We start from the raw sequence: 22,315 nt of genomic DNA, 5'->3' as shown, positions 1-22,315 counted from the left end.
TCTCTCTAGAGCCTTTGGCGGGCTCTTTGCCATGGGTCAACTGTCACCAAGCTGAATATTAATCTTCATCCGGCTTTTCGCGTATTAACAGCGCGCGTGCAAGCAAGATTACAACACCGATGGAAATGCACGCATCCGCAACATTGAAAATCAGGAACGGGCGGAAGTCACCAATATGTAAGTCTGCAAAATCAGCAACATAGCCGAGCCGCGCCCGGTCCAATATATTGCCCATCGCCCCGCCGAGGACGAAGGAAAGCGCAATAATATCCCATTTCGCCTTTTCCCGCCACATCCAGATCAGGACAGCGATGCCGATCGCACCGGTCAGGGCGACCAGCGCCCAGCGTTGAAAATCGGTCGATGCCGTCAGGAATCCCATGGATACCCCGTAATTTTCCGCCCAGGTCAGGTTGAAAAAGGGCAGCAATTCAATCTGGCCCTTGGCCTTCAGATCGAGCGGATGCATCACCATATATTTGGTGAACTGGTCGGCAATGAAGATGAGGAATGCGACAACCAAACCGGTAATCCGGTACTTACTGACGGCTTCGTTCATGCGTTGAGAACTCCATCACAGCGGCCACATAATGCGCCGTCTTCTTCTACATCGGGCAACAGGCGCCAGCAGCGACCGCATTTATGATGATCCGTTTTGGTCACTATAATATCCGCGCCATCCTTCACATCAGCAACAATGCACAGTTCGGCAAACTCGGCGGCATCAATTGGTAGATCGGCCATCGGATAAGTGACTTCGGCTTCGAGGCTGGATCGAATGGTTTTCTCGCGGCGTAGCGGTTCAATCGATTCCGTCACGGCAATCCGTGCGGTGCGGATACTGCCCCATTTGTCAGCCAGCGTGTCATTGGCCCAGGCACTATCGACTTCCGGCCACTCTTTCAGGTGGACTGAGTCATTCTCGTCGGGGAATCGGCTCTGCCAGATTTCTTCCGCGGTAAAGACCAGCACCGGTGCGATATAGCGGGTGAGGGCGTGGAACAATATGTCCATGACCGTCCGGTACGCCATACGCTTGGGATCATCCGGCGCGTCGCAATAGAGGCAATCCTTGCGGATATCGAAGAAAAAGGCGCTGAGATCATCTTGTGCAAAGGCGGTCAGCTCGCGGATATAGGGGCCGAAAGCGAAGTCATTCACATGCTGTTTGAGCTTCGCATCAACCTCGGCCAGGCGGTGGAGAATATAACGCTCCAACTCGGGCATATCGTACACGGCGACGCGCTCGCTCTCCTCAAAATCGCTGAGACCACCGAGCATGTAGCGGAACGTATTGCGCAATTTGCGATAGCTGTCGGTGACACCTTTCAGGATTTCATCGCCTATCCGGTGGTCTTCGGTGAAATCGACGCTGGCCGCCCAGAGGCGCAGGATATCCGCGCCATTGACGTTGATAATCTTCTGCGGGTCAAGCGTGTTGCCGAGCGACTTCGACATTTTCTTGCCGTTCTTGTCGAGCGTCATGCCATGCGTCAGCACTGCCTTGTAAGGCGCACGGCCGCGCGTGCCGCATGACTCCAGCAAACTCGACTGGAACCAGCCGCGATGCTGGTCGCTGCCTTCCAGATAGAGATCGGCGGGCGTCTGGTGATCCGGCCATTTGCCGCTTTCCAGCACAAAGCTATGGGTGCAGCCGCTGTCAAACCAGACATCGAGAATGTCGGTGATCACCTCATAATCATCGAGCCTATATTTATTGCCCAGAAATTCCTGATGATCGGCATCGAACCAGGCATCGGCGCCACCGGTTTTGAAGGCCGCGATAATCCGCTCATTGACCGCCGGGTCGTTGAGATAGTCCCCGGTCTTGCGATCAACATAAAGCGCAATCGGAACGCCCCAGGCGCGCTGGCGGCTCAGCACCCAATCGGGGCGTCCTTCCAGCATGGATTGCAGGCGGCGATGACCGCGGGCAGGCACAAAGCGGGTTTTGTCAATTTCTGCCAGCGCGGTTTCGCGTAGCGTTGCGGCGACGCCTTCGGCATGGCCAACGACAGTTTTGTCTTCGTCGTCTTCAATCGGCTCGATCTGACTGGGCGCAGTCAGTGGTTCATCCATCGGCACAAACCATTGCGGCGTACAGCGATAGATGATCTTCGCCTTGGACCGCCAGCTATGCGGATAGCTGTGCTGGAAATCATCGCTGGCCGAGAGCAAGCCGCCGGCTTTGCGCAGGTCTTCGCAAATCGGGCCAGTGCTGCTGACAAATTTCTTGTTGATCACCCCGCCTGCGCGTTCATCACCGCGCGGCAGCCAGTCCCAATCCTCGCGATACACACCGTCGGCATCGACCGCGAATACCGGGTTGATGCCATTGGCCTTGCACAGCTCGAAATCATCCTCGCCGTGGTCGGGCGACATATGGACAAGGCCGGTGCCTGCCTCAGTCGTGACGAAATGCGAGCCGTCGAGGAAAGGGCGCGGTTTGGTGTAGAAATCGCTGTCTGGGAAGGTATCTGCCATCGGGTGTTTGGCGATAGCGCCGGCGAGAACCGCTCCATCGATAGCTCCGCCTAAGTCTATTCCCTTGAGCAACACCGTTTGGTCAAATTGTGTATCAAGGCGCTTATTGAACTCGGTCACAAGTTGCCGAGCTACCAAGAACCGCTTACCTGCCAGCGCCTCAACATTGGTCGCTTCTACCAAACCGTATAGCACCCTTTTACCGTATGCTAAAGCCTGGTTGACCGGAATCGTCCAGGGCGTCGTTGTCCAGATCACCGCATGCGCGCCGACCAGTTCTGGCGCATTGGGTGCTTCGGTAATCTCGAACGCCACATCAATCTGGGTCGAGGTAATATCCTCATATTCCACTTCGGCTTCCGCCAGCGCGGTTTTCTCGACCGGCGACCACATCACCGGTTTCGCGCCGCGATAGAGCTGTCCCGCTTCCGCGAACTTCAGCAGCTCGGTGACAATCGCCGCTTCGGCGTCATAGTCCATGGTGAGATAGGGCTTGTCCCACTGTGCCAGCACGCCGAGCCGCTTGAATTCCTCGCGCTGCACGCCGACCCATTTGTCCGCATATTCGCGGCATTCGGCGCGAAACTCGCTGGCTGGCACTTCGTCCTTGTTGCGCTTTTTCTTGCGATACTGTTCTTCGATCTTCCACTCGATCGGCAGCCCATGACAATCCCAGCCGGGCACAAAGGGCGCATCCTTGCCAAGCAGATTCTGGCTGCGGACCACCAGATCCTTGAGCGTCTTGTTGAGGCTATGACCAATATGGATATTGCCATTGGCATAAGGCGGACCGTCATGAAAAATGAACTTTTCCCGTCCCGCACGGGCCTCACGCAACTTTTCATACAGCCCGATAGTCTGCCAGCGCTCCAGAATCGCCGGTTCCTTGTTTGCAAGGCCGGCTTTCATCGGGAAATCGGTTTTCGGCAGGAAAACCGTGTCTTTATAATCGCGCTCTTTGGCGGGTGTATTCTCGGTCATGATTGGCGGGGATTAGGCGAGGCAGCGCGCGGGCGCAAGCGGGATTTCACGGCCGCCTGATCACCATTGTCCGCTATCGAACAAGAGCCGGTCCGACCTTCCTGATATCCTCAACCATAACATAGCCGTTGAAGTTCGCCGGAATGTCCGTCAGCTGATCTCCATGGGTAAGGCCGTGGCTCGCTTCGCCGCCCGTCATCGGGCCTATAATCAGGATGCGCGCACCGGCTGCTTCCATCCGGGCAATGGTACGGTTCGGCCACCCGGCAAAGGCCCATTGATAGTTGAGCGGTACCACCAGCGTCCCGTCCTTGCAGCTGTCCGGCATGACGCCAAGCCAGCCCATCCAGGCATAGTCCGTGGCGCAGGTTTTGGCGCCAGCATTGGACCAGGCCCATGTCCCGGGGATGAGTTCTTTCATGCGTTTCACCGGAGCTTCGGCTCCATAAAAACCATCGCCTTCTTTCAGGGCGTTCCGGCCTGCGCTTTTCAGGATGGCATGCAGCTGGTCCGCTTCATCGGAATCATTGCTTTTGAAATTGAACAGAAAGGGTTTGAATCCCCCGGATGCCAGAGCCTCTTCTACAGTCGGGATTTCGCCGACCCCTTTTCCGCGCAACGGGAATGTCTGGCCGCCATCGGACGAATAGCCATAACCGATATCCAGTGATTGCAGTTCCGCCAGCGTCAGGTCTCTTACATTGCCTGTGCCGTCCGTGCGGCAATCGACGGTCCAGTCGTGGAACAGCACCATCTTGCCATCTCTGGTTGGTGCGACATCCACCTCGATCATGTCCGCCTCCATGCCAATAGCTGCTTGAATCGAGCGGATAGTATTCTCGAAAATCTCCAGGTCTTCCTGTCCCGGGAGCATGCGGACCGCCGTGCAATCATCCCGGCCTACACCCGCCGGATCATAGAGATGATGGACGCCGCGATGAGCGACCATCTTCAATTGCCCTTCGGGATCGGGCGCCCATATGGAACTGTTAAGCAAAAGGACGATGAGGAAAAGCATCCAGAGGCCGCCAAGCCCCCATAGCAGCTTGCTCATCATCCAAGCATGTCCCGGGCCTTCGCGCAGTCCTTTTCCATCTGCGCCATCAGGCCATCGAGATCGTCAAATTTCGCCTCACCGCGGAGGAAATGATGGAGCTCGACCTCAATCACCTGCCCGTACAGATCGTCGGAAAAGTCAAAGAAATAGGGCTCAAGCAACTCTTTTGGCGGATCGAAAGTCGGCCGGATGCCCAGGTTGGCGGCTCCATTGACGATACGGCCATCGGGCAAGCGGCCTTTAACGGCATAAATGCCATATTTGGGGCGCAAATAGTGATCGATGTCGATATTCGCGGTGGGATATCCCAGCTTGCGGCCATTTTTATCGCCGTGAATAACCGTTCCTTCAATGGCAAAGGGCCGCGTCAGCAGCTTGGTTGCGGTTTCACAGTCTCCAGCTTTCAGCGCGTCGCGGATACGGCTGGAGGAGATGACTTCATCACTGTCGCTCACGGGTCCGACGGATTTGGTGGCAAGGCCCAAAGGCTCGCCGAGTTGCTTCATCACCTCGATATTGCCGGCGCGTCCCTTGCCAAAGGTGAAGTCCTCGCCGGTGACAATGCCCGCTGCACCAAACCTCTCGACCATCAATTTTTCGACAAAATCCTCAGCCGTGGTGCCCGCAAGTTCTGCGTCAAATTCAAAGACCAGCATTGCGTCGGCACCGGCTGCAGTGAACAGCCGCTCCCGCTGATTCAGTGTCGTCAAGCGGAAGGGCGGAGCATCGGGCTGGAAATGACGTACAGGATGCGGATCAAAGGTTGCGATAATCGCCTGCCGACTTTCTTCTTTGGCCCAGTCTATGGCTGTTTGCGCGACAGCCTGATGACCTTTGTGAAAACCATCAAAATTACCCAGCGCGATGATCGCGCCGCGCATATTTTCTGGAATCCTGTTTTGCCCACTTAGCCGCATGACCTGCGCTATTGACCAGTTTCGCTGGTTTGTTCAACCGCTTCTTTGGGTAAATCTTTTAAAGGGATTAAACCCTGCTGCAGCACCCGCATGGCATTGCCTCCCATCACCGCGCGAATTTCCTCTTCGGTGAAGCCCGCCTGCATCAGGGCTTGAGTGATATGGACAATCCCGCTGGTGTCGAAACGGGTCGTTACCGCGCCGTCAAAATCGCTACCCAAGGCGGCATGTTCGATGCCGACCAGATCACGGACATGCTTCACCGCTTTGGCAACGCTTTTGGGGTCCGTGTCACACATCGCGCCGTCCCAATAGCCCAACCCGATAATACCGTCCGTCGCTGCCACGCCCCTGATCTCCTCATCGGTCAGATTGCGGTTAACTCCGCAGACCGCTTGCACACCGCCGTGGCTTGAGACAACCGGACGCCGCGCCATTTTCAAAATGTCGGCCACCGCTTCATGGCTTGAATGGGCGATATCCACGATCATCCCTTTTTCTTCCATATCCTGGACAATCTGGCGGCCAAATTCAGTGAGTCCGCCTTTTTCTTCGCCGTGCATGGATCCGGCGAGTTTATTGTCGAAAAAATGGACGAGCCCGGCCATACGCATGCCTGCGTCGTAAAGCTTGTCGAGATTCTCCCGTTTCCCCTCCAGTGTTTGCAGCCCTTCGGCAGAGAACATGACGCCAATCGGTTTGTCGTCACCGCCGCGCGCCGCGCCCAACCCTTGCACATGGCCGGCTTCGCTTATTGCAACCATGGCGCCATCAGAAGTGGATACGGCCAGATCCAATTTTGTTGCGTGCCACAACTGGCGTTCCAGCAGGGAAGACCAGGTGCGGATGGGTTGAAGCTGAGCAACAGTGAGCATAGTGATATTGTCGCTGTCGGCGCTGTTGCTGTCATAATTCTGGTTTTTCGGCGTCTTGGTAACGCTGGAAAATATTTGCAGACCGACATTGCCATCTTGCATGCGTTTCAAGTCGACATGACCATAATCGACAGCGTCATTGATTTTGCGCTTCCACAATAATGTATCGCTATGCAGATCGACAATCATCAGGCTGTCATGCAGCTTTTGGGACTCCGCCGTGATTTCCGGCAACGGTTTGCCGTCGACCATATTTGTCTGTTTTTCAAATATGCTGGGCGCGAAAATGAAAAAGGCCGCAATGCAGGCAAGAAGAACGACCAATAGTCCGATGAAAAACTTCTTCATATATTTTTCCGTTTCAGCGTGACGAAGGAAAAGCCCGGCCTGCCATTTTCCGCATCATGCGTTTCTCGTTCGCTTTCTTGCCAGATGTCGGAATCAAAAGGCTCCGTCATCGTGTCGCCCTCGGCGTCGATATGCACTTCAGTGAGCGCAATTCGGTCGGCTTTGGGCAGAAAGAGTCGATAAATTTCAGCACCGCCGATAATCGCTATGTGCGGAGCGTTGGCAATTTTCAACGCATCCTGAATATCGTGAGCCACCTCGGCGCCCTCCGCTTCCCACTCCGTATCACGGGTCAGCACGATATGACGGCGTCCTGGCAGCAGGCCGGGGAGGCTGTCAAAAGTCTTGCGCCCCATGATCATTGGCTTGCCTTGGGTCAGCGATTTGAAATGCCGCAAGTCTGCTGGCAAGTGCCAGGGCATCGTACCGTCTTTGCCAATCACGCCATTGTCAGCGCGGGCCAGGATCATGATGATTTCCGGGTGATTCATGAAATGCGCCTACCCCAGTTTAAATCCTGTGCAAATCAGAAAAACAATTTCGTGACGTGACCCATTTTCCGACCGGGGCGGCTTTCGGTTTTGCCATAGAGATGGAGATGGTTGGCCGGGTCTGTCAGCAGCGCCTGCCACTCGTCGGTATTGCCGCCAATCAGATTGGTCATTTCCACTTTATCAGCAGCCAATCCGGTGTCGCCGAGAGGCAATCCGCAGATCGCCCGGATATGATTTTCAAACTGGCTGGTGATCGCGCCCTCTATTGTCCAGTGGCCGCTATTATGGACACGCGGCGCCATTTCGTTGAACACCGGCCCATCGGCAGTGGCAAAAAACTCGCATGTCAGTACGCCGACATAGTCCATCGCTTCCGCCATTTTTGCTGCCAGTGCGCGGGCAGCTTTCTCTTGCTCGATTATCTGACCGGGTGCGGGCAGCAGGGATTTTGCCAATATACCGTCTTCATGGACATTATGCGGCGTATCCCAGTAGCGGACGGCGCCATCCTGTCCGCGCACCAATATGACCGAAAACTCGTGTGTGAACTCTACAAAGCCTTCAGCCACGCAAGGTTGATGACCGACAGCATCCCAATGAACGGCCAAATCGTCTCCCGGCTTAATTCTGCTTTGCCCCTTGCCGTCATAGCCCATGCGGATGGTTTTCAAGATGGCCGGCGCGCCGATGTCATCGATCGCCTTGTCCAGTGATGCCGAATCCGTGACTTCGGCAAAAGGGGCTGTTGTGCCGCCGTGAGTGCGCGCGAAATTTTTCTCCGCAATCCGGTTTTGTGCAATGTCCAGCGCTCCAACCGGCGGATGAAGCGGGGCACGGCCGGCGGTGGCATTGAGTGATGCGACGGGAACATTTTCAAATTCGAAAGTGATCACGTCGCAGCCATCGGCGAACTTGCCCAATGCCTCAATATCATCATCCTGTGCACAGGTGAATTTTGCAGCAACATCTGCGGCAACGCTGGCTTTGTCGGGCGCGTAGATATGGCAGCGATAGCCAAGTTGTGCCGCGGCGACTGCCAGCATACGGCCCAATTGACCGCCGCCCAATATGCCAATGACCGAGCCGGGAGGGAGTGGAGTCATCGCAGCCAGCTATTCCGGCTCATCTGCTACGGCTGCGCTTTGATCAGCACGCCATTGATCCAGACGATGCCCTAAAGCCTCGTCGTCATTTGCCAGAATCGCGGCGGCCAGCAGAGCGGCATTTTTCGCCCCAGCATCACCAATGGCCAAGGTTCCGACCGGGATACCCGCCGGCATCTGCGCAATGGAAAGCAGGCTGTCGACGCCATTTAAGGTGCGTGACTGTATCGGCACGCCAAGCACAGGTACTCGTGTCATTGCCGCCGCCATGCCCGGCAGATGCGCCGCCCCGCCCGCGCCAGCTATAATCACCTTCAGCTTCCGGGAGGCCGCCGTTTTGGCATAGTCATAGAGTCGGTCCGGTGTCCGGTGTGCCGAAATAATCCTGACTTCATGCGCAACATCCAGCTGTTCCAGAATCTCGGCCGCAAGGCGCATGGTCGCCCAGTCAGACTGGCTGCCCATGATGATGCCAATTTGCGGCGTGGTCTGATGGCCGGTTTTCGGCGTGGCTTCGGTCATGCTTGCACCTGAATAGTGTCGCGGAAGCAAAATCGTTTAGCCATGAAATGCACCACACGCAATGCAGCAATGAGTATCTGGGCCATCATGCAAGATCATTTCAGCCTATAGTTTTACAAAACAGGACTCTGACCGCCGTCGACTATCAATTTTGTTGACTAGCCAATATATGACAAACTAAAGGCCAAGAAAGCGCAAATATTCGTAAAAATAATATCGCTACTGGGGGTGGAAGATTGATAGGTGAAGCGACTAATAGCAATCAAGGTGAACAAAAATGCACCCATTGTACTGCTCTTCAATCAGAAAATATGCGATTGAGAGAAGAGCTTGTTAAAATGGAAATGCGCGCAAATCATGATGCTCTGACGGGACTGCCGAATCGCCGTTTTTTCATTGAGAGTTTGGAAAAACGTATCATGCGGTGCCAACGCTATGGAGATAATACGGCTCTGCTCTTTCTTGATGTTGATGACCTAAAGGTCGTTAACGATGCCCATGGACATGGGGCAGGCGACGCATTGTTGGTCTGTCTGGCCAAAATATTGAAGGGAAATATCCGTGTTTGCGATATGGTTGCGCGGATCGGCGGAGATGAATTCGCGCTGCTCCTCGACAATCTTGATGCTGACCGGGTGGAGAAAAAAATCCTTTCATTGATAGACCTCATTCAATCGACCGATCTGAAATATAACGACCAGGTTCTGAAACTTGGCGCTGCCATCGGCTATAGCTTTGTCGGACCTGCAGATACGGTATCTGCCCTGATGTCCCGCGCTGATGAAGCCATGTATCGGTCAAAAAGGGATGACGGTTAAAAAGGCCGCCAGTACCCACTGCATTTATCTTTCCGATAGATAATAACGTTCGTTTTCATTCAGATCATCGTCCAGATCATAGATAATCGGCTGCCCGGTCGGAATTTCCAGACCGGTAATTTCATCATCCGAAATGCCCGACAGATGTTTAACCAGCGCACGCAGGCTATTGCCATGAGCAGAGATCAGGATGCGCTTGCCTGACTGGAGTTCCGGTGCAATCCGTGTTTTCCAATAAGGCAGTACGCGGGCGATTGTGTCTTTCAGACTCTCGGTCGCAGGCACTTCAATCCCGGCATAGCGCGGGTCGGAGGACATTTGGTATTCGCTGTCGGCGGCCATTGGCGGCGGCGGTGTATCAAAGCTGCGGCGCCAGATATGCACCTGCTCATCACCATGTTTGTGTCGGGTTTCCTGTTTGTTGAGACCGGTCAACCCGCCATAATGCCTCTCGTTCAGCCGGTAGTTTTTCTCCACTGGTAGCCATAGACGGTCCATTTCTTCCAGCGCCAGGTTGAGCGTCTTGATCGCACGGCTTTGCAAGCTGGTAAAACACAAGTCTGATTCAATGCCCTTTTCTTTCATCAGGCGTCCTGCCGCTCTGGCTTCTTCAATTCCTTTTTCGGTGACATCAACATCCCACCAGCCGGTGAATCGATTCTCCAGATTCCATTGTGACTGGCCATGACGAAGAAGGATGAGCTGAGGCATAGGATGTCCTTAAATTTGCTGTTAAGAAACCTGTAGCGGTGAAGGAGAGGTCCGCCAAGCCAGATAATGATGACGGGGTATAGTTATAGACCGCGAAATATATGAAAATTCGTCCTGCAGGAAAGCGATTTCACTACTGCTGCTGTCGGTCGATTACAGGATCCGGCTAAGCGTGTAAAAGGCCCCGAGCCCGCCCACCAGATAGACGGCTGGTATCTCCACCCATTTCCGCCGATCAACAGGTGACCGACCGATCAGCCATAACGCCGCCAATATGGCACTCACGAACAGGATCTGTCCGATCTCCACGCCCAGATTGAACAGCAACAATGCCCAGATTTCCTGACCTTTGGGTAGGCCGATATCGGCCAGCGCCCCCGCGAAACCCAGGCCGTGGAGCAAGCCAAAGCCTAGCGCGATCAACCATGGTCGGCGGATGGTCAGGCTTGTTTTTCCGGCCCATTTGCGGACCACTTCGACGGCGAGGAAGAATATAGACAGCGCGATCAGTAACTCCACGGGCTTGCTCGGTAAGCTGAACAGACCGAGCGCGGTAATCGCCAAGGTTATGCTGTGGCCCAGCGTGAAGGCGGTGATCACCCAAAGCAGTTTGCGCACCGGGGTGAGCAGCAACAGGCCAAGGACGAACAACAAGTGATCCCAGCCGAACAGCATATGCTCTGCACCGATTTGCAGATAGGCGCGAGCAGGGGATCCACCGGGATCGCCCAAGGCAAAAGACGCACTGGCCGGGCGCAGAATATGCGTAGTCTCTTCGCCATCCGCCGTGCTCAGGCGGACAAAAACGTCGGTGAGCGTGCGATCGAGGCCTTCGATCATGATACGACCTTTGTCGAGCTGACATGAAACCTGCCAGCGTTCGACAATTGCGTCACCGGAAATGAGTTGACGTGTCGTCTCCGGCGCCGGGCACTGGTCCGGCAGTACAGGACGCATTTTGAGCTTGCGGCCGGACAGAATTGGCTGTTTCCAGACGACCGTAACAGTGCCGCCGGATTGCTCGGTCAGTTCGAGAGCGGCGGGCCGGATTTCATGGGCATTGGCTGATATGCCGCAGAGCCAGATGAAAAGGGCCCAAAGAAAACTGAGCCGTATGATTGTCACTCGTCTGCGCCCTCAATCACCACATCATAACCGCGCACCAGCTCTTGCAGTGCCGCTTTCTTGGCCTTGGTGCTCTGGTCTTCTTTCCATGCCGCGGCGACCTCGGCCCTGATCGGTTCGAAATTCGCCTCCGCTGCATCGTCAATCGCTTCGATGCGAACCAGATGCAGTCCGAATGCAGACCCGATGGGTGGGCTCCATTGTCCAGGCGACAGTTTGAAGATCGCGCTGGCAAAATCCGGTCCGAACAGACGGGTCACTTCACTTTCCGGTATCGCGGCATAGCTGCGCTTCTGGATGAAGGGATCGCCCAGGCCTTTCCAATCTGTTCCTGGTTGCACGTTCTGCAAAATGTTGGCCGCCACCCTTTCAATCGCACCACCATGTTTCTCCGGACTAAGATAGATATGGATAAAACTTCGCCGTTCTGGCGCGGCAAATTTGTCGCGGTTTGCGTCAAACCATGACTCTAACTCGGCATCAGAAGGATTGTCTGCCTTGCTTTCGCCACTAACCAGAAAATCCATTTTCTGTGCCAGGCGGCGCTTGATGATCGTGTCATCATCGCCAAGGCCAAGCCGCTGGGCCTCGCGCACCAGTACCTCCTGTTGCACATATTGGTCGATAATCTGCTGCTTATCCTCACCAGTGGGCAAGCGACCGGCGGTGTTGGCCCATAGCGCACTCAACCGGTCTATCTCGGCGGCGCTGACAGTGATCGTCCGGCCTTGCTCCCCTTGATAGCCGTTCCAGAAATGATTGATGGCAACCAATGCCAGCCCGATCAGAACGAAATGCGTGATCGGATCTCGAAATATTTTCACAGATTATCCCGTCAATCAGGCCTTGGTCGGCACATACCAGATGGGTGAAGACCAGGCGCGTTCCTGAATGGTTTTTTGCAAGGCCGGGTTAGGCGGTACGCCTGCGCGTATCGCGTCCCATGTTGACCAGCGGCAAACGGGATTCTCCAGCACCCGGACATAATAGGATGCGCGTTGTCCCGCCTTATGCTCAGGATCGCGCCAGAATGTCTTGAGTTCCGGCGCGCCTTTGTCGGTTGAGATGGAGCAATCCGTCAGATTGACTGTCGCGCCATTGTCAGGACAGCGTGCAGTGACCGGATCGACCGTGCCGCCGTCGGAACAGGCAACATCAAAAACCTTTTCATTGGTCTTGCCGCCATCGGTCCAGACTTTGACGATCTGTACTCGCTGCAAGGGCGCGCTCATCGCGTCGCGCATGGCCCAGACGATAAACCCGGGAGCCTTGTCCTCACCAACCAGGTCGCCGCCCATGGCGACGCCATCATTATAGGCTTTGGATACCATTTCCGGATCATCCAGCATGGCGGCATCAAAATCAAAACCGCCAAAGAAGCGCAATTTTATCCGGGTGCCGGTGGTTGCATAAGTTTCCTTGCGCCGCATCGCGTCAAATATCGCCTCGCGGGTGTTTTCTTCGGCCCAGACTGCCGCATAGCCGGATGCGCCCCAGCGTGAGAACCAGCTGGCCGCGCGCGGATCGACCGTCACACCTTCCCAGCTTTTCTTGCCGCCCGGCGGGACGGAGCCTCGCGATTCCGGCGTGCCGTCGACGACACCGATTTTGGACCAGAAATTCTTTTCATCAAATGATCCGCCGGCGACATGAGTGTCAGTGGATCCAATCAAGCCGAATTGAAACGGGTTGCTGCCGATCCTGTCTTCCAGCACCAGACCATTGGCATAAGCCTGCCTGACATAGTCGCCGCTGCTTGTTTTGGACTTGATTTGTGAAGACAGCAGATATTCGTAGATCCCGAAATCCGCCCATTCGTCATTGGGTGATAGGGACGGATGGGTTTCCGATGTACCCTTGACCTGCGTGATCTCGACGATCGGTTCATTGCGCATCCGCTGATCAGCATAGGCTTTGGTCAGTGGCTGGCCATTATAGGTTTCCAGCTTGAACATTTCGCCGTCCGACACATTGCTGTTATGCGGAATCGAAAGTCCGTCAATCCCGGCTGCGCGTTGTTCGTCCATCCATGACCATAAATCTTCGGGGTTGCTCGATTCCAGCGTGCCAAAGGGCATGTCGGGGGCGGAATCGCGGAATACGACATTGCGGTGCAGATTTCCGCCGGCAAAACCACCGCCTTCGCCTTGCGTCACCCGCGTGGCGGTATATTCATAGGCGGCGAAAGTCGTGAATTTACCCGGCTTATAATATTTGTCTGCCGCATCGACGGTGGCTTTCCACACGTCTCCGATGATTTTGGCATCATAAACACCATCCATTTTGCGGCCGTCGCGAACCGATCCACCAATCAGCTGGAAGGCGGCAATAATTTTATCAGGATCCGTGCTGAACATATCCTTTGCCATCTCAAGCTTTGAAATTTCAGTGCCTTCGGTGTCCATTGCCGGTAAGTGACCCAGATAGGCTGCATGATCGGTGACTGCCATGAAATCCAGCGCCGGACCTTCGAGTTTCAGATCATAGCCGGACGGATGGGTGATACCCTCGCCCATGCCGAATTTATATGCATCTTCCGGTGTTGTACGGACATTGAAAATATAGGCGTCAAAGCTGTTGCGGGTATGAATGTGCAGGTCGCCAAAATAGACATTTCGGTCAGGATTGGGTTGCTCAAGCGTCTCGCCCGGGGCGAGAGCGATGCCGGTTTTCTCCTGCGTATCGGTGTCACCGGAACAACCGGCCATCAGCGCACCCATTGCCGTTAGCGTTAAAAATTTGCGTATCATCTCCATCTCCCTCCCCGTCGGGATTTAATGGCCCAGTTAAAACACTTATGCAAGTATGACCGCAGTGGACCAAATTTCTGATCGTCAAGGCGCGCTTGAAATCCCCTCCTCCTGATTGGTTTCGGGGCACCGTGCCGCGTCGCTGCAATGTTTGCGAGTTGACCACAAGTTCCCAGAAAAGCTCAATGCTTAGAAATTGTTACGCGATATTCCGGTCTTGCAATGAAGCCTGTTTCAGCTACCTGTTTGTGCGCCGGATTCACAGACTCCGCCTGATGGTATGCAGGACGCATCAAATATACCACAGATAGTGTTTTGAGCGCTGATTTTGACTGAAATCGGTCATTTTACATTGTATCATTTTTGCCACTGCGCGGCTTTTTCTGTGTCGATCCGCCGATATCAGCTTGATTTAGCGGTCTAATTAAACGACCTGTGTGCAGCGACCGACGTAACAAGATCAGCATCCCCTCCCCATTTTACAGGGATAAATGACAGGCGCCGGAGAGTTCAACGGGAGAGAATGATTATGAAGAGTTTGAATCGCGTCCTTATGGCAGCACTGTGTACGAGTGCCATGACAGTGCCAGCATACGCGCAAGATCAAGGTGCTGAAGAAACAGTTGATGATAATGTCATCATCGTGACCGCGACGCGCCGTGCTGAAGATGTCCAGGATATTCCGATTGCTGTGACGGCGGTTAGCCCGGTGCAGCTGGAGCAACAGGGCGTTGTTAACGTTCAGAATATCGGCAGCGTTTCCCCAAGCTTCTCGACTTCCAATGCCCAGACGGCATCAGGTACGGTTGTTCTGCGTATTCGCGGTGTCGGTACCACATCTAACAATATCGGCTTTGAATCAGCGGTCGGTATTTTCGTAGATGGCGCATATCAGTCCCGCCCAGGCGTCGCGCTTGGTGAGTTTGTTGACGTGGAACGTGTCGAAGTCCTTCGTGGCCCGCAAGGCACGCTCTTCGGACGCAACACATCGGCCGGTGCTCTGAACATTACCAACAAGCGTCCAGACCTGGATGAATTTGGCGGCTTCGTAAACGCGACCTATGGCAATTTCGACCATATAAGTGTGCAGGGTGCTATCAACGCACCAATTATCGAAGACACGCTCGCATTTCGTCTGACCGGCGCTTATCGCCAGCGTGACGGTTTTGTTGATATTATCGACAGCAATGGCGGTAGTGTTGGCGATTCCAACGATACGGAGCAATATCTGATCCGTGGCCAGTTGGGCTTTGAAAGTGATAGCGGCATTCAGGCGCGCTTGATTGCTGACTATTCCAAGAGCACGGCGAGCTGCTGTGCTGCGATTGAAGTTCTGCAATCCGGCATTGAAACGGCAGGATTATTTGCAGCGGTGGGCCTTGGTCCGCGCGGCGGTATGGCCGGACCAGATGTTGCTCTGACTCCTTTCGACGTCACGGCAGCACAGCGTGCCGTGGACAATCGGATTGCAACATCCGACCAGCGTGCTGACCCGTCCAACGATCAATGGGGCATTACGGCGGAAGTTGAAGTTCCTATCAGCGACAGTGCTGATGTGATTTACATCGGTTCCTACCGTGAATATCGGGCAGAAGAAGCCTATGACTCAGACTTCTCGGGCCTTGATATTTTTAACGTTCTGCCCGGTAGCGATACCGCCATTGATACGATGACCCACGAACTGCGTGTTCAGGGTGAAGCATTTGGCGGTGCACTGAACTGGTTGGTTGGTGGTTATTATTCTGATGAGGATATTACGCAGTCAACGAACTTTGGTCTAGGCGCTGATTATGATCGTCTTGTAGGCGCGCTTTTGGCAGCAGGTACCGGCGGTGCTACGCTGAACCCCGCAAGTCCGCTTTTTGCAGGTGCAACGCCGTTGCAGACTTTGACTGGTATTGATCCAGCAACGGTTCGGACCACCAATGCTTATACGCAAAGCAGTAAAAGCTGGTCGATCTTTACGCATAACACGCTGGAAGTTGCGCAAGGTCTGAAACTGACGGTTGGTCTGCGCTATTCGGATGAAAGCAAGGATGGTTCCTTCTCTCAGCCAGCGATCACTAATGATCTCTGCCCTGCGACTTTGGGACAGATTGGTGCCGGGGGTCTTCCCGGTGGTGCTATGAGCCCTCTGATCAACAGTTATTTCGGACTGGGCTGTTTTGCTTTTGTCGCACCAGCCATTGGTTCGGATGCAAATCCATTCCCGCTGCCACGGCCTTTCGTCAGCGAGTTTAGCGACGAAGAGCTGATCTACACAGGTAAGGTAAGCTATGAGTTTGCCGATCCGGTAACGGTCTATGCCAGCTTTACCCATGGCTATAAGTCGGGTGGTTTTAACCTCGATTCCACGGCTGCTGCTGGCGGCGCGGATCCGCGTTTTGCTTCTGAAGAAGTGGATGCTTATGAAGTTGGTCTGAAAGCCAAATTCCTGGATAATGCGATTACCTTGAACGTTGCCGGTTTTCATGAGGAATTCACCGACTTCCAGGTTCTGGAATTCACTGGCGCTCAGTTTACGACGTTTAACGTGCCCAGCGCGAAATCAACTGGCGTCGAAATTGAGACTGTCATTCGTCCGGATGACAATTTCACAATCAATGGCGGTTTGACCTACACGGATGCAAGATATCCGAGCGATTGTGCTGGTACACAAACCTCTCCTAATGTTCTGAGCCTGTGTGGCAACTCGCTGACCAACGCTCCGAAATGGGTGGGTATCATGGGGGCAACCTATGATCGTGACCTTGGTGATAGCCTGAAGTTCTTCGTCAATGGCCAGCTTCGGATCGAAAGTGATCGCCGGACATCAACGCAGGCGATCGTCGTTCCCAATGCTGCAGCCATTACAGCGGCGGGCAGCGTACAGGCGGCTGTTGATGTAGCGGCTCTCAATCCGTTCGATGTTCAGGATGGCACGATCAAAATCAACATGCGCGCTGGTATCGGCGACATTGATGATGCTTGGGGCATTGAAGCCTGGGTGACCAACCTGACCAATGAAGTGACCCGCGGTGTTACGTTTAACACGGTGCTGCGTTCAGGTTCACGTTCGACCTTCATTCAGGAACCACGCATGTACGGTTTGACCCTGCGCGGCAAATTCTAAGAATTAAACAGTTTGGGGGCATTTCGTCACCACAAGGAGGGGCCGGTTTTCCGGCCCCTTTTTTTGACCTCGGTTGATGCCGGTTGCGCAGTGCGATGATCGGTGCAAAAGTCCGGCTATGAATAGCTATAGTTTCCAAACGGTACCGGTCCTGCATTTTGGCGAGGGCTGTCTTTCAATGTTGGCTGATCAAGTCGCTGCGCTTGGCGGAACCCGTCCGCTGATTGTCACCGACAAGGGCATTATCGGCGCTGGTCTTATCGCTCCTGTAGAGCAAGCGCTGTCCGATGCTGGTCTGACAGCGCATATATTTGATGCGGTCATAGCCGACCCGCCTGAAGTGGTGGTCGAGCAAGCCATTGATTTAGCGAAGAGCGCTGATGTCGATATTGTCATTGGCCTGGGCGGCGGTAGTTCACTGGACACCGCTAAAGTTGTAGCAGCGCTGGCGGTCGATAATGCGCAGGTGCTTTCGGACATTTATGGTGTGGGCCAACTGGCACGCAAAGGCTTACCGACGATATTAATCCCGACGACATCGGGCACGGGTTCCGAAGTGACCGCCATCTCTATCCTGACAACGGGTGAGACGACCAAGGCCGGCATCGTGTCGCCGCATCTGTTTGCCGACGCCGCCATACTCGACCCCACGCTAACACTTGGTCTGCCAGCCGCCGTGACCGCAGCTACGGGTATAGATGCGATGGTCCATGCGATAGAGGCTTATACGGGCCGTCATGCGAAGAATCCGGTGTCCGATATGCTTGCGATTGAGGCACTGAAACTGCTCACCGCCCATATTGAAACCGCCTGTTCGAACGGCGCCAACATGGTCGCACGCGAGGCCATGTTGCGCGGCTCCATGCTGGCGGGACAGGCTTTTGCGAACTCGCCCGTCGGTGCGATCCATGCGCTCGCCTATCCGCTCGGCGGGATTTATCATATCCCGCACGGCCTCTCCAACGCGCTCGTCATGCCGCATATCATGCAGTTCAATCTGGAAGCAGCGGCCTCGCTCTATGCGGAATTGGCCGATGCGCTGGATGTGCCAAAAGCGGGTCCGAATAGCGCGGAAGCCCGGGCGCAGGAATTGATCGACTATCTCGAAGGGTTGGCCGTGAAGGTGAACGCGCCCCGTCGCTTGCGTGAAGTCGGCATCGCTGAAGACGCAGTCGATGAGCTCGCTGAGGCCGCCATGTTGCAGACCAGATTGCTGATCAACAATCCCAAAGAATTGGACCTCGCCGATGCCAAGCGGATCTACGCCGATGCCTGGTAAAGAGCGTACCCCACCACCTGTGTGGGATGATTATCGCGTTGGTTCATCCATCACCACTCGCTGGAATGACAATGATCCTTATGGTCACGTTAACAATGCAGTCTATTATTTCTGGTTTGATAGTGCGGTGAATCGCTATTTGATCGAACAAGGTGCGCTCGACATTGAGAAGAGCGATGTCATCGGACTGGTGGTCCAGACTTCTTGCGAATATTTTGCGCCTATTGCCTTTCCCGATCTGGTTGAGGCACGTATCCGCGTCGAGAAGCTTGGCCGGACCAGCGTGACCTATGGAGTCGGTTTGTTTCGCGGCGATGAGACGACCGCATCGGCGGCAGGTAGCTTTACTCATGTCTATGTGGACCGAGAGAACAGGCGACCAACGCCGTTGCCCGCGCCCTTGCGTTCTGCGCTGGAATTGATAACCCTTTAACTGAGCAGTTAAAGGATAAGGATCATGCGCCACGCCGCCGATACCGAAGAACGCCAGCAATTCCGAGACATGACTCGGCGTTTTATCGAAACCGAGTTGCAGCCTCATGCCGATGAGTGGGACGAAGCGGGCGAAATCCCCTGGGAAGTCCATCAAAAAGTAGGTGCCTTAGGCACCTGGGGATTTGGTGTCGCGGAGCAATATGGCGGTCTTGGCTTTGATGATATGTATATGCGCTGCATCTGGGGAGAGGAAGCAGCGCGTGCCCATAATGGCGGTACATTGGCAGCACTGGGCGGGCGCAGCATCTCTATCGGCCCGATCGAAAAACTGGCGTCACAGGAGATCAAGGACCGCATTCTCAAAGACATTGTCCAGGGGCGTGTCGGCTCCAGTCTCGGTGTAACCGAACCGGGTGGCGGCTCCGATGTGGCAAATATGAAAACGACGGCGCGGCAAGATGGTAATCACTGGATTATCAACGGGTCAAAAACCTTCATTACTGGCGGGATGACATCAGACTATTTTGTGGTCGGTGCGCGGACCGGCGGCGAGGGGCTGAATGGCATTTCGCTCTTTCTGGTCGAGAAGGATATGGAAGGATTCTCCCGTACCGCGCTCGACAAGAAAATGGGCTGGTGGGCGTCGGATCAGGCAACGCTCTATTTCGATGATGTCCGTGTCCCCGCTGGCAATATGCTCGGCGACGAAGGGCGCGGTTTTATCCAGATCATGCACAATTTCAACTATGAACGGCTCGGCATGGTTGCTCAGTGCCTGGGGATGATGCGGGTCTTGCTGGAAGAGTCCATCACCTATGCGCAACAGCGTGAAACTTTCGGGAAACCGCTGAGCCAGCATCAGGTTATCCGTCACAAGATTGCCGAGATGTCAGCCCGGGTTGATGCGACTGAGGCTTGGGTCAATCAGATTTGTTTTCTGGCAGAAAATGATCGAATGCCGGTTGACCAGATATGCAAAGCCAAGTTTTTCAGCACCAAGAACCTGGAATATTGTGCTAGCGAAGCGATGCAAATCTGGGGCGGTGCTGGCTATTTGCGGGGTAATGTCGTCGAACGTTTTTACCGCGAGGTGAAAGTCATGGCGATTGGCGGCGGATCAGAGGAAATTATGCGCGATCTGGCTGTGCGGCAAATGGGTCTTTAACACAGCTAGACTTTTTTGTTTGCCAGCCCGATAGCATTTCAATGTCTGTCCATTCCGATTCCCCGTCACAAGGCGCACCAATACTGCCCATTGGATCCGTGCTGACGGGCTTGGCCTTTTTTTGCCTGATGGATGTCACGATGAAAAGCCTCAGCATCTCGCTGGGCGCTTATAATGCGATATTGTGGCGGGTGCTGCTCGCGCTTGGTCTGGTCAGCATATTATATCTGACGCGCCGCCCGAAAATGCCGGCTGGCCCAACGCTGAAAATCCATTTGCAGCGCGGAATCATAACAGTCTTCATGGCCTTCCTGTTTTTCTGGGCATTGATACATGTCCCAATTGCCGAAGCGGTGGCGCTTTCATTCATCGCGCCCATTATCGCGCTGTATCTGGCGGCTGTGTTTCTAGGGGAAACCATTCACCGCAATGCAATTTTCGCGTCTGTTCTTGGTCTTGCCGGTGTCGTCGTGATTGGCTGGGGCAAAATGAGCGGCGACTATACCGATGAAGAGCTGCTCGGTTTCGGGGCCGTCCTGTTATCGGCGCTGCTTTATGCGGCCAATCTGGTGATCCAGCGCAGTCAGGCTTTACTCGCAGACCCGATCGAGATCAGCTTCTTCCAGAATCTTGTGGTCGGGGTAAGCTATGGGCTGGTCGCTCCGTTTCTGGCTGTCGTACCGGAGGTCCAATATGCACCGGAATTTCTTGCAGCCGCTTTGCTATCGGTCATTTCTGCACTGTTCATCGCCTGGGGCTATGCGCGGGCGCAGGCACAGGTGCTGATCAATCTGGAATATAGCGCCTTTGTCTGGGCCGCGATTTTCGGATGGGTTTTCTTTTCGGAACTTGTCAAGCTGCCGACGATATTGGGTACGGTGCTGATCGTTGCAGGATGTATATTGGCTACCCGTCGCGGGCGACCCGTTGCTCATGTTGAAACGACAGCAATCTGATGGTCCAGTGGCGCTAAAAATCAAGAATCGTGATGCGCGCCGCATGTGGCTGGACCGGCAGGGTTTGGCCCGTACGCCAACCGGTCCGCTCGACCTGCTGCAAATCATCACCGATCTCGGCTTTGTTCAACTTGATACGATCCGTAATGTCACGCGCGCGCATCACCATATCCTGTGGAGCCGCAACCAGAATTATCGCGAGCCGATGTTGAATAATTTGCTGGCCAACGAGCGAACCGTTTTTGAACATTTCACCCATGATGCATCGGTGTTGCCAATGGAATTTTACCCGGTCTGGCAGCGCCAGTTTCGCCGTCTGGGAGAACGGGCGGGCAAGCCTAAGGTGATGGCGGAAGAAGATATCGCCGCGATCAAGGGGCGGATAGCGGAAGAAGGACCTCTATCGACCCATGCCTTTGACACGAAGATCATCGGGAAAAAGGAGATGTGGGCGCGGCCGCCGCACAAAAGGGTGCTGGACCAGCTCTGGTATGCCGGGGAGCTTGCGACATCGCATCGCGAGAAATTCGTCAAATATTACGACCTTGCCGAGCGCGTGGTTCCCTCCGCCTACCGGGACATAGCCCATAGCGACGCTAATCAGATAGACTGGTTGTGCAAGGCAGCGCTGGACCGACTGGGCTTTGGTACCATGGGCGAGATACAAAGGTTCTGGGCGGCGCTCGATGCCCGGGAAGTCAGGGCATGGGCAGATACGGCTTCACATCATCTGGTTCCGGTCGAACTGGAAACCGTTGGCGGTGACTGGATCAGCATGGTCGCTCCGCCGGATATCGAGACATTGCTGTCCAGTCTTCCGGCACCAACATCGCGGCTGCGCATATTAAGCCCTTTTGATCCGTCGGTGCGCGATCGTACCCGGCTTAGCCGGCTATTTGGTTTTGAGTATCGTATCGAAATTTTCGTCCCCGCCGCCAAACGGCGCTGGGGCTATTATGTTTATCCGCTGCTGGAACGGGACCGGTTTGTTGGCCGTATCGAGTTAAAAGCAGACCGCAAAGCGGGCCTGTTGAAGGTAATTCAGATATGGTCTGAAAAGGGGATAAAATGGACCAATGATCGCGCTGGCAAGCTCGATGCCGAGTTGGCGCGGCTGGCGCGGTTGATCAATGCTGATCGTGTCGAATGGCATTGCGACCGGATAGGCCGCTAGAGCGGTCTT

19 protein-coding genes are annotated in these 22,315 nt (G+C 54.7%); 7 read left to right on the top strand and 12 right to left on the bottom strand.

All coding sequences use genetic code 11. The annotated features are described in order from the left end of the window. Positions 1-58: 58 nt before the first annotated feature. The 8 genes from lspA to purE form a co-directional block, all read right to left on the bottom strand. Entirely contained in the window at positions 59-559 is a 501-nt protein-coding gene (lspA, locus tag AC6I9Z_RS02540) for a signal peptidase II (protein ID WP_461457321.1), read from the bottom strand. Beyond that, positions 556-3,465, bottom strand: a complete 2,910-nt coding sequence (gene ileS, locus AC6I9Z_RS02535) for an isoleucine--tRNA ligase (RefSeq protein ID WP_461457323.1) — start codon at positions 3,463-3,465, stop codon at positions 556-558. The genes lspA and ileS overlap by 4 nt, the downstream gene beginning before the upstream one ends. 73 nt (positions 3,466-3,538) lie before the next feature. Continuing rightward, a complete protein-coding gene (locus AC6I9Z_RS02530; RefSeq protein ID WP_461457325.1) occupies positions 3,539-4,522 on the bottom strand; it encodes a glycerophosphodiester phosphodiesterase family protein in 984 nt (327 codons plus the stop codon). After that, complete coding sequence (locus tag AC6I9Z_RS02525) at positions 4,519-5,439, bottom strand: bifunctional riboflavin kinase/FAD synthetase (protein ID WP_461457326.1); 921 nt, start codon at positions 5,437-5,439, stop codon at positions 4,519-4,521. Before AC6I9Z_RS02525 ends, AC6I9Z_RS02530 begins: the two co-directional genes overlap by 4 nt. 8 nt (positions 5,440-5,447) lie before the next feature. Beyond that, positions 5,448-6,662, bottom strand: a complete 1,215-nt coding sequence (locus AC6I9Z_RS02520; protein WP_461457328.1) for a dipeptidase — start codon at positions 6,660-6,662, stop codon at positions 5,448-5,450. Then, entirely contained in the window at positions 6,659-7,153 is a 495-nt protein-coding gene (locus AC6I9Z_RS02515) for a dihydrofolate reductase (RefSeq protein ID WP_461457329.1), read from the bottom strand. The genes AC6I9Z_RS02520 and AC6I9Z_RS02515 overlap by 4 nt, the downstream gene beginning before the upstream one ends. 35 nt (positions 7,154-7,188) lie before the next feature. Then, complete coding sequence (locus AC6I9Z_RS02510; protein ID WP_461457331.1) at positions 7,189-8,259, bottom strand: 5-(carboxyamino)imidazole ribonucleotide synthase; 1,071 nt, start codon at positions 8,257-8,259, stop codon at positions 7,189-7,191. 9 nt (positions 8,260-8,268) lie between these two features. After that, positions 8,269-8,781, bottom strand: a complete 513-nt coding sequence (gene purE / locus AC6I9Z_RS02505; protein ID WP_461457332.1) for a 5-(carboxyamino)imidazole ribonucleotide mutase — start codon at positions 8,779-8,781, stop codon at positions 8,269-8,271. 338 nt (positions 8,782-9,119) lie between these two features. Here purE and AC6I9Z_RS02500 point away from each other — a divergent pair, with 338 nt between their 5' ends. Further along, positions 9,120-9,599 (top strand): GGDEF domain-containing protein, encoded by a 480-nt coding sequence (locus tag AC6I9Z_RS02500; protein ID WP_461457334.1) that lies wholly within the window; start codon positions 9,120-9,122, stop codon positions 9,597-9,599. A 24-nt stretch (positions 9,600-9,623) separates the two neighbouring features. Here the strand turns inward: AC6I9Z_RS02500 and gpmA are convergent, their stop codons facing one another. The 4 genes from gpmA to AC6I9Z_RS02480 all read right to left on the bottom strand — a co-directional run bounded on the left by gpmA (position 9,624) and on the right by AC6I9Z_RS02480 (position 14,185). Beyond that, a complete protein-coding gene (gene gpmA / locus AC6I9Z_RS02495) occupies positions 9,624-10,310 on the bottom strand; it encodes a 2,3-diphosphoglycerate-dependent phosphoglycerate mutase (RefSeq protein ID WP_461457336.1) in 687 nt (228 codons plus the stop codon). Between the two features lie 153 nt (positions 10,311-10,463). After that, positions 10,464-11,435, bottom strand: coding sequence for a HupE/UreJ family protein (locus tag AC6I9Z_RS02490; protein WP_461457337.1), 972 nt, complete (start codon positions 11,433-11,435; stop codon positions 10,464-10,466). After that, positions 11,432-12,259 carry a peptidyl-prolyl cis-trans isomerase gene (locus AC6I9Z_RS02485; protein ID WP_461457339.1) on the bottom strand — a complete coding sequence of 276 codons (828 nt, stop codon included), beginning with the start codon at positions 12,257-12,259 and terminating at the stop codon, positions 11,432-11,434. Before AC6I9Z_RS02485 ends, AC6I9Z_RS02490 begins: the two co-directional genes overlap by 4 nt. Positions 12,260-12,274: 15 nt before the next feature. Further along, positions 12,275-14,185, bottom strand: a complete 1,911-nt coding sequence (locus AC6I9Z_RS02480; protein ID WP_461457340.1) for a DUF3604 domain-containing protein — start codon at positions 14,183-14,185, stop codon at positions 12,275-12,277. 529 nt (positions 14,186-14,714) lie between these two features. Here AC6I9Z_RS02480 and AC6I9Z_RS02475 point away from each other — a divergent pair. The 6 genes from AC6I9Z_RS02475 (at position 14,715) to AC6I9Z_RS02450 (ending at position 22,306) form a co-directional block, all read left to right on the top strand. Then, positions 14,715-17,297, top strand: a complete 2,583-nt coding sequence (locus AC6I9Z_RS02475) for a TonB-dependent receptor (protein WP_461457342.1) — start codon at positions 14,715-14,717, stop codon at positions 17,295-17,297. A gap of 76 nt (positions 17,298-17,373) precedes the next feature. Beyond that, positions 17,374-18,576 (top strand): iron-containing alcohol dehydrogenase, encoded by a 1,203-nt coding sequence (locus tag AC6I9Z_RS02470; RefSeq protein ID WP_497811156.1) that lies wholly within the window; start codon positions 17,374-17,376, stop codon positions 18,574-18,576. After that, on the top strand, positions 18,566-19,009 hold the full coding sequence (locus AC6I9Z_RS02465) for an acyl-CoA thioesterase (protein ID WP_497811154.1): 444 nt from the start codon (positions 18,566-18,568) through the stop codon (positions 19,007-19,009). Before AC6I9Z_RS02470 ends, AC6I9Z_RS02465 begins: the two co-directional genes overlap by 11 nt. A gap of 24 nt (positions 19,010-19,033) precedes the next feature. Continuing rightward, positions 19,034-20,176, top strand: a complete 1,143-nt coding sequence (locus AC6I9Z_RS02460; RefSeq protein WP_461457347.1) for an acyl-CoA dehydrogenase family protein — start codon at positions 19,034-19,036, stop codon at positions 20,174-20,176. A 41-nt stretch (positions 20,177-20,217) separates the two neighbouring features. Further along, positions 20,218-21,132: a DMT family transporter gene (locus AC6I9Z_RS02455; RefSeq protein WP_461457349.1), complete on the top strand. Its 915-nt coding sequence runs from the start codon at positions 20,218-20,220 to the stop codon at positions 21,130-21,132. After that, positions 21,110-22,306 carry a winged helix-turn-helix domain-containing protein gene (locus tag AC6I9Z_RS02450; protein ID WP_461457351.1) on the top strand — a complete coding sequence of 399 codons (1,197 nt, stop codon included), beginning with the start codon at positions 21,110-21,112 and terminating at the stop codon, positions 22,304-22,306. The genes AC6I9Z_RS02455 and AC6I9Z_RS02450 overlap by 23 nt, the downstream gene beginning before the upstream one ends. Positions 22,307-22,315 lie beyond the last annotated feature (9 nt).

Source organism: Parasphingorhabdus sp., from assembly GCF_059726685.1.
Note: the sequence above shows the minus strand (reverse complement) of the source record. Positions and strands in the feature narration are given on the sequence as shown.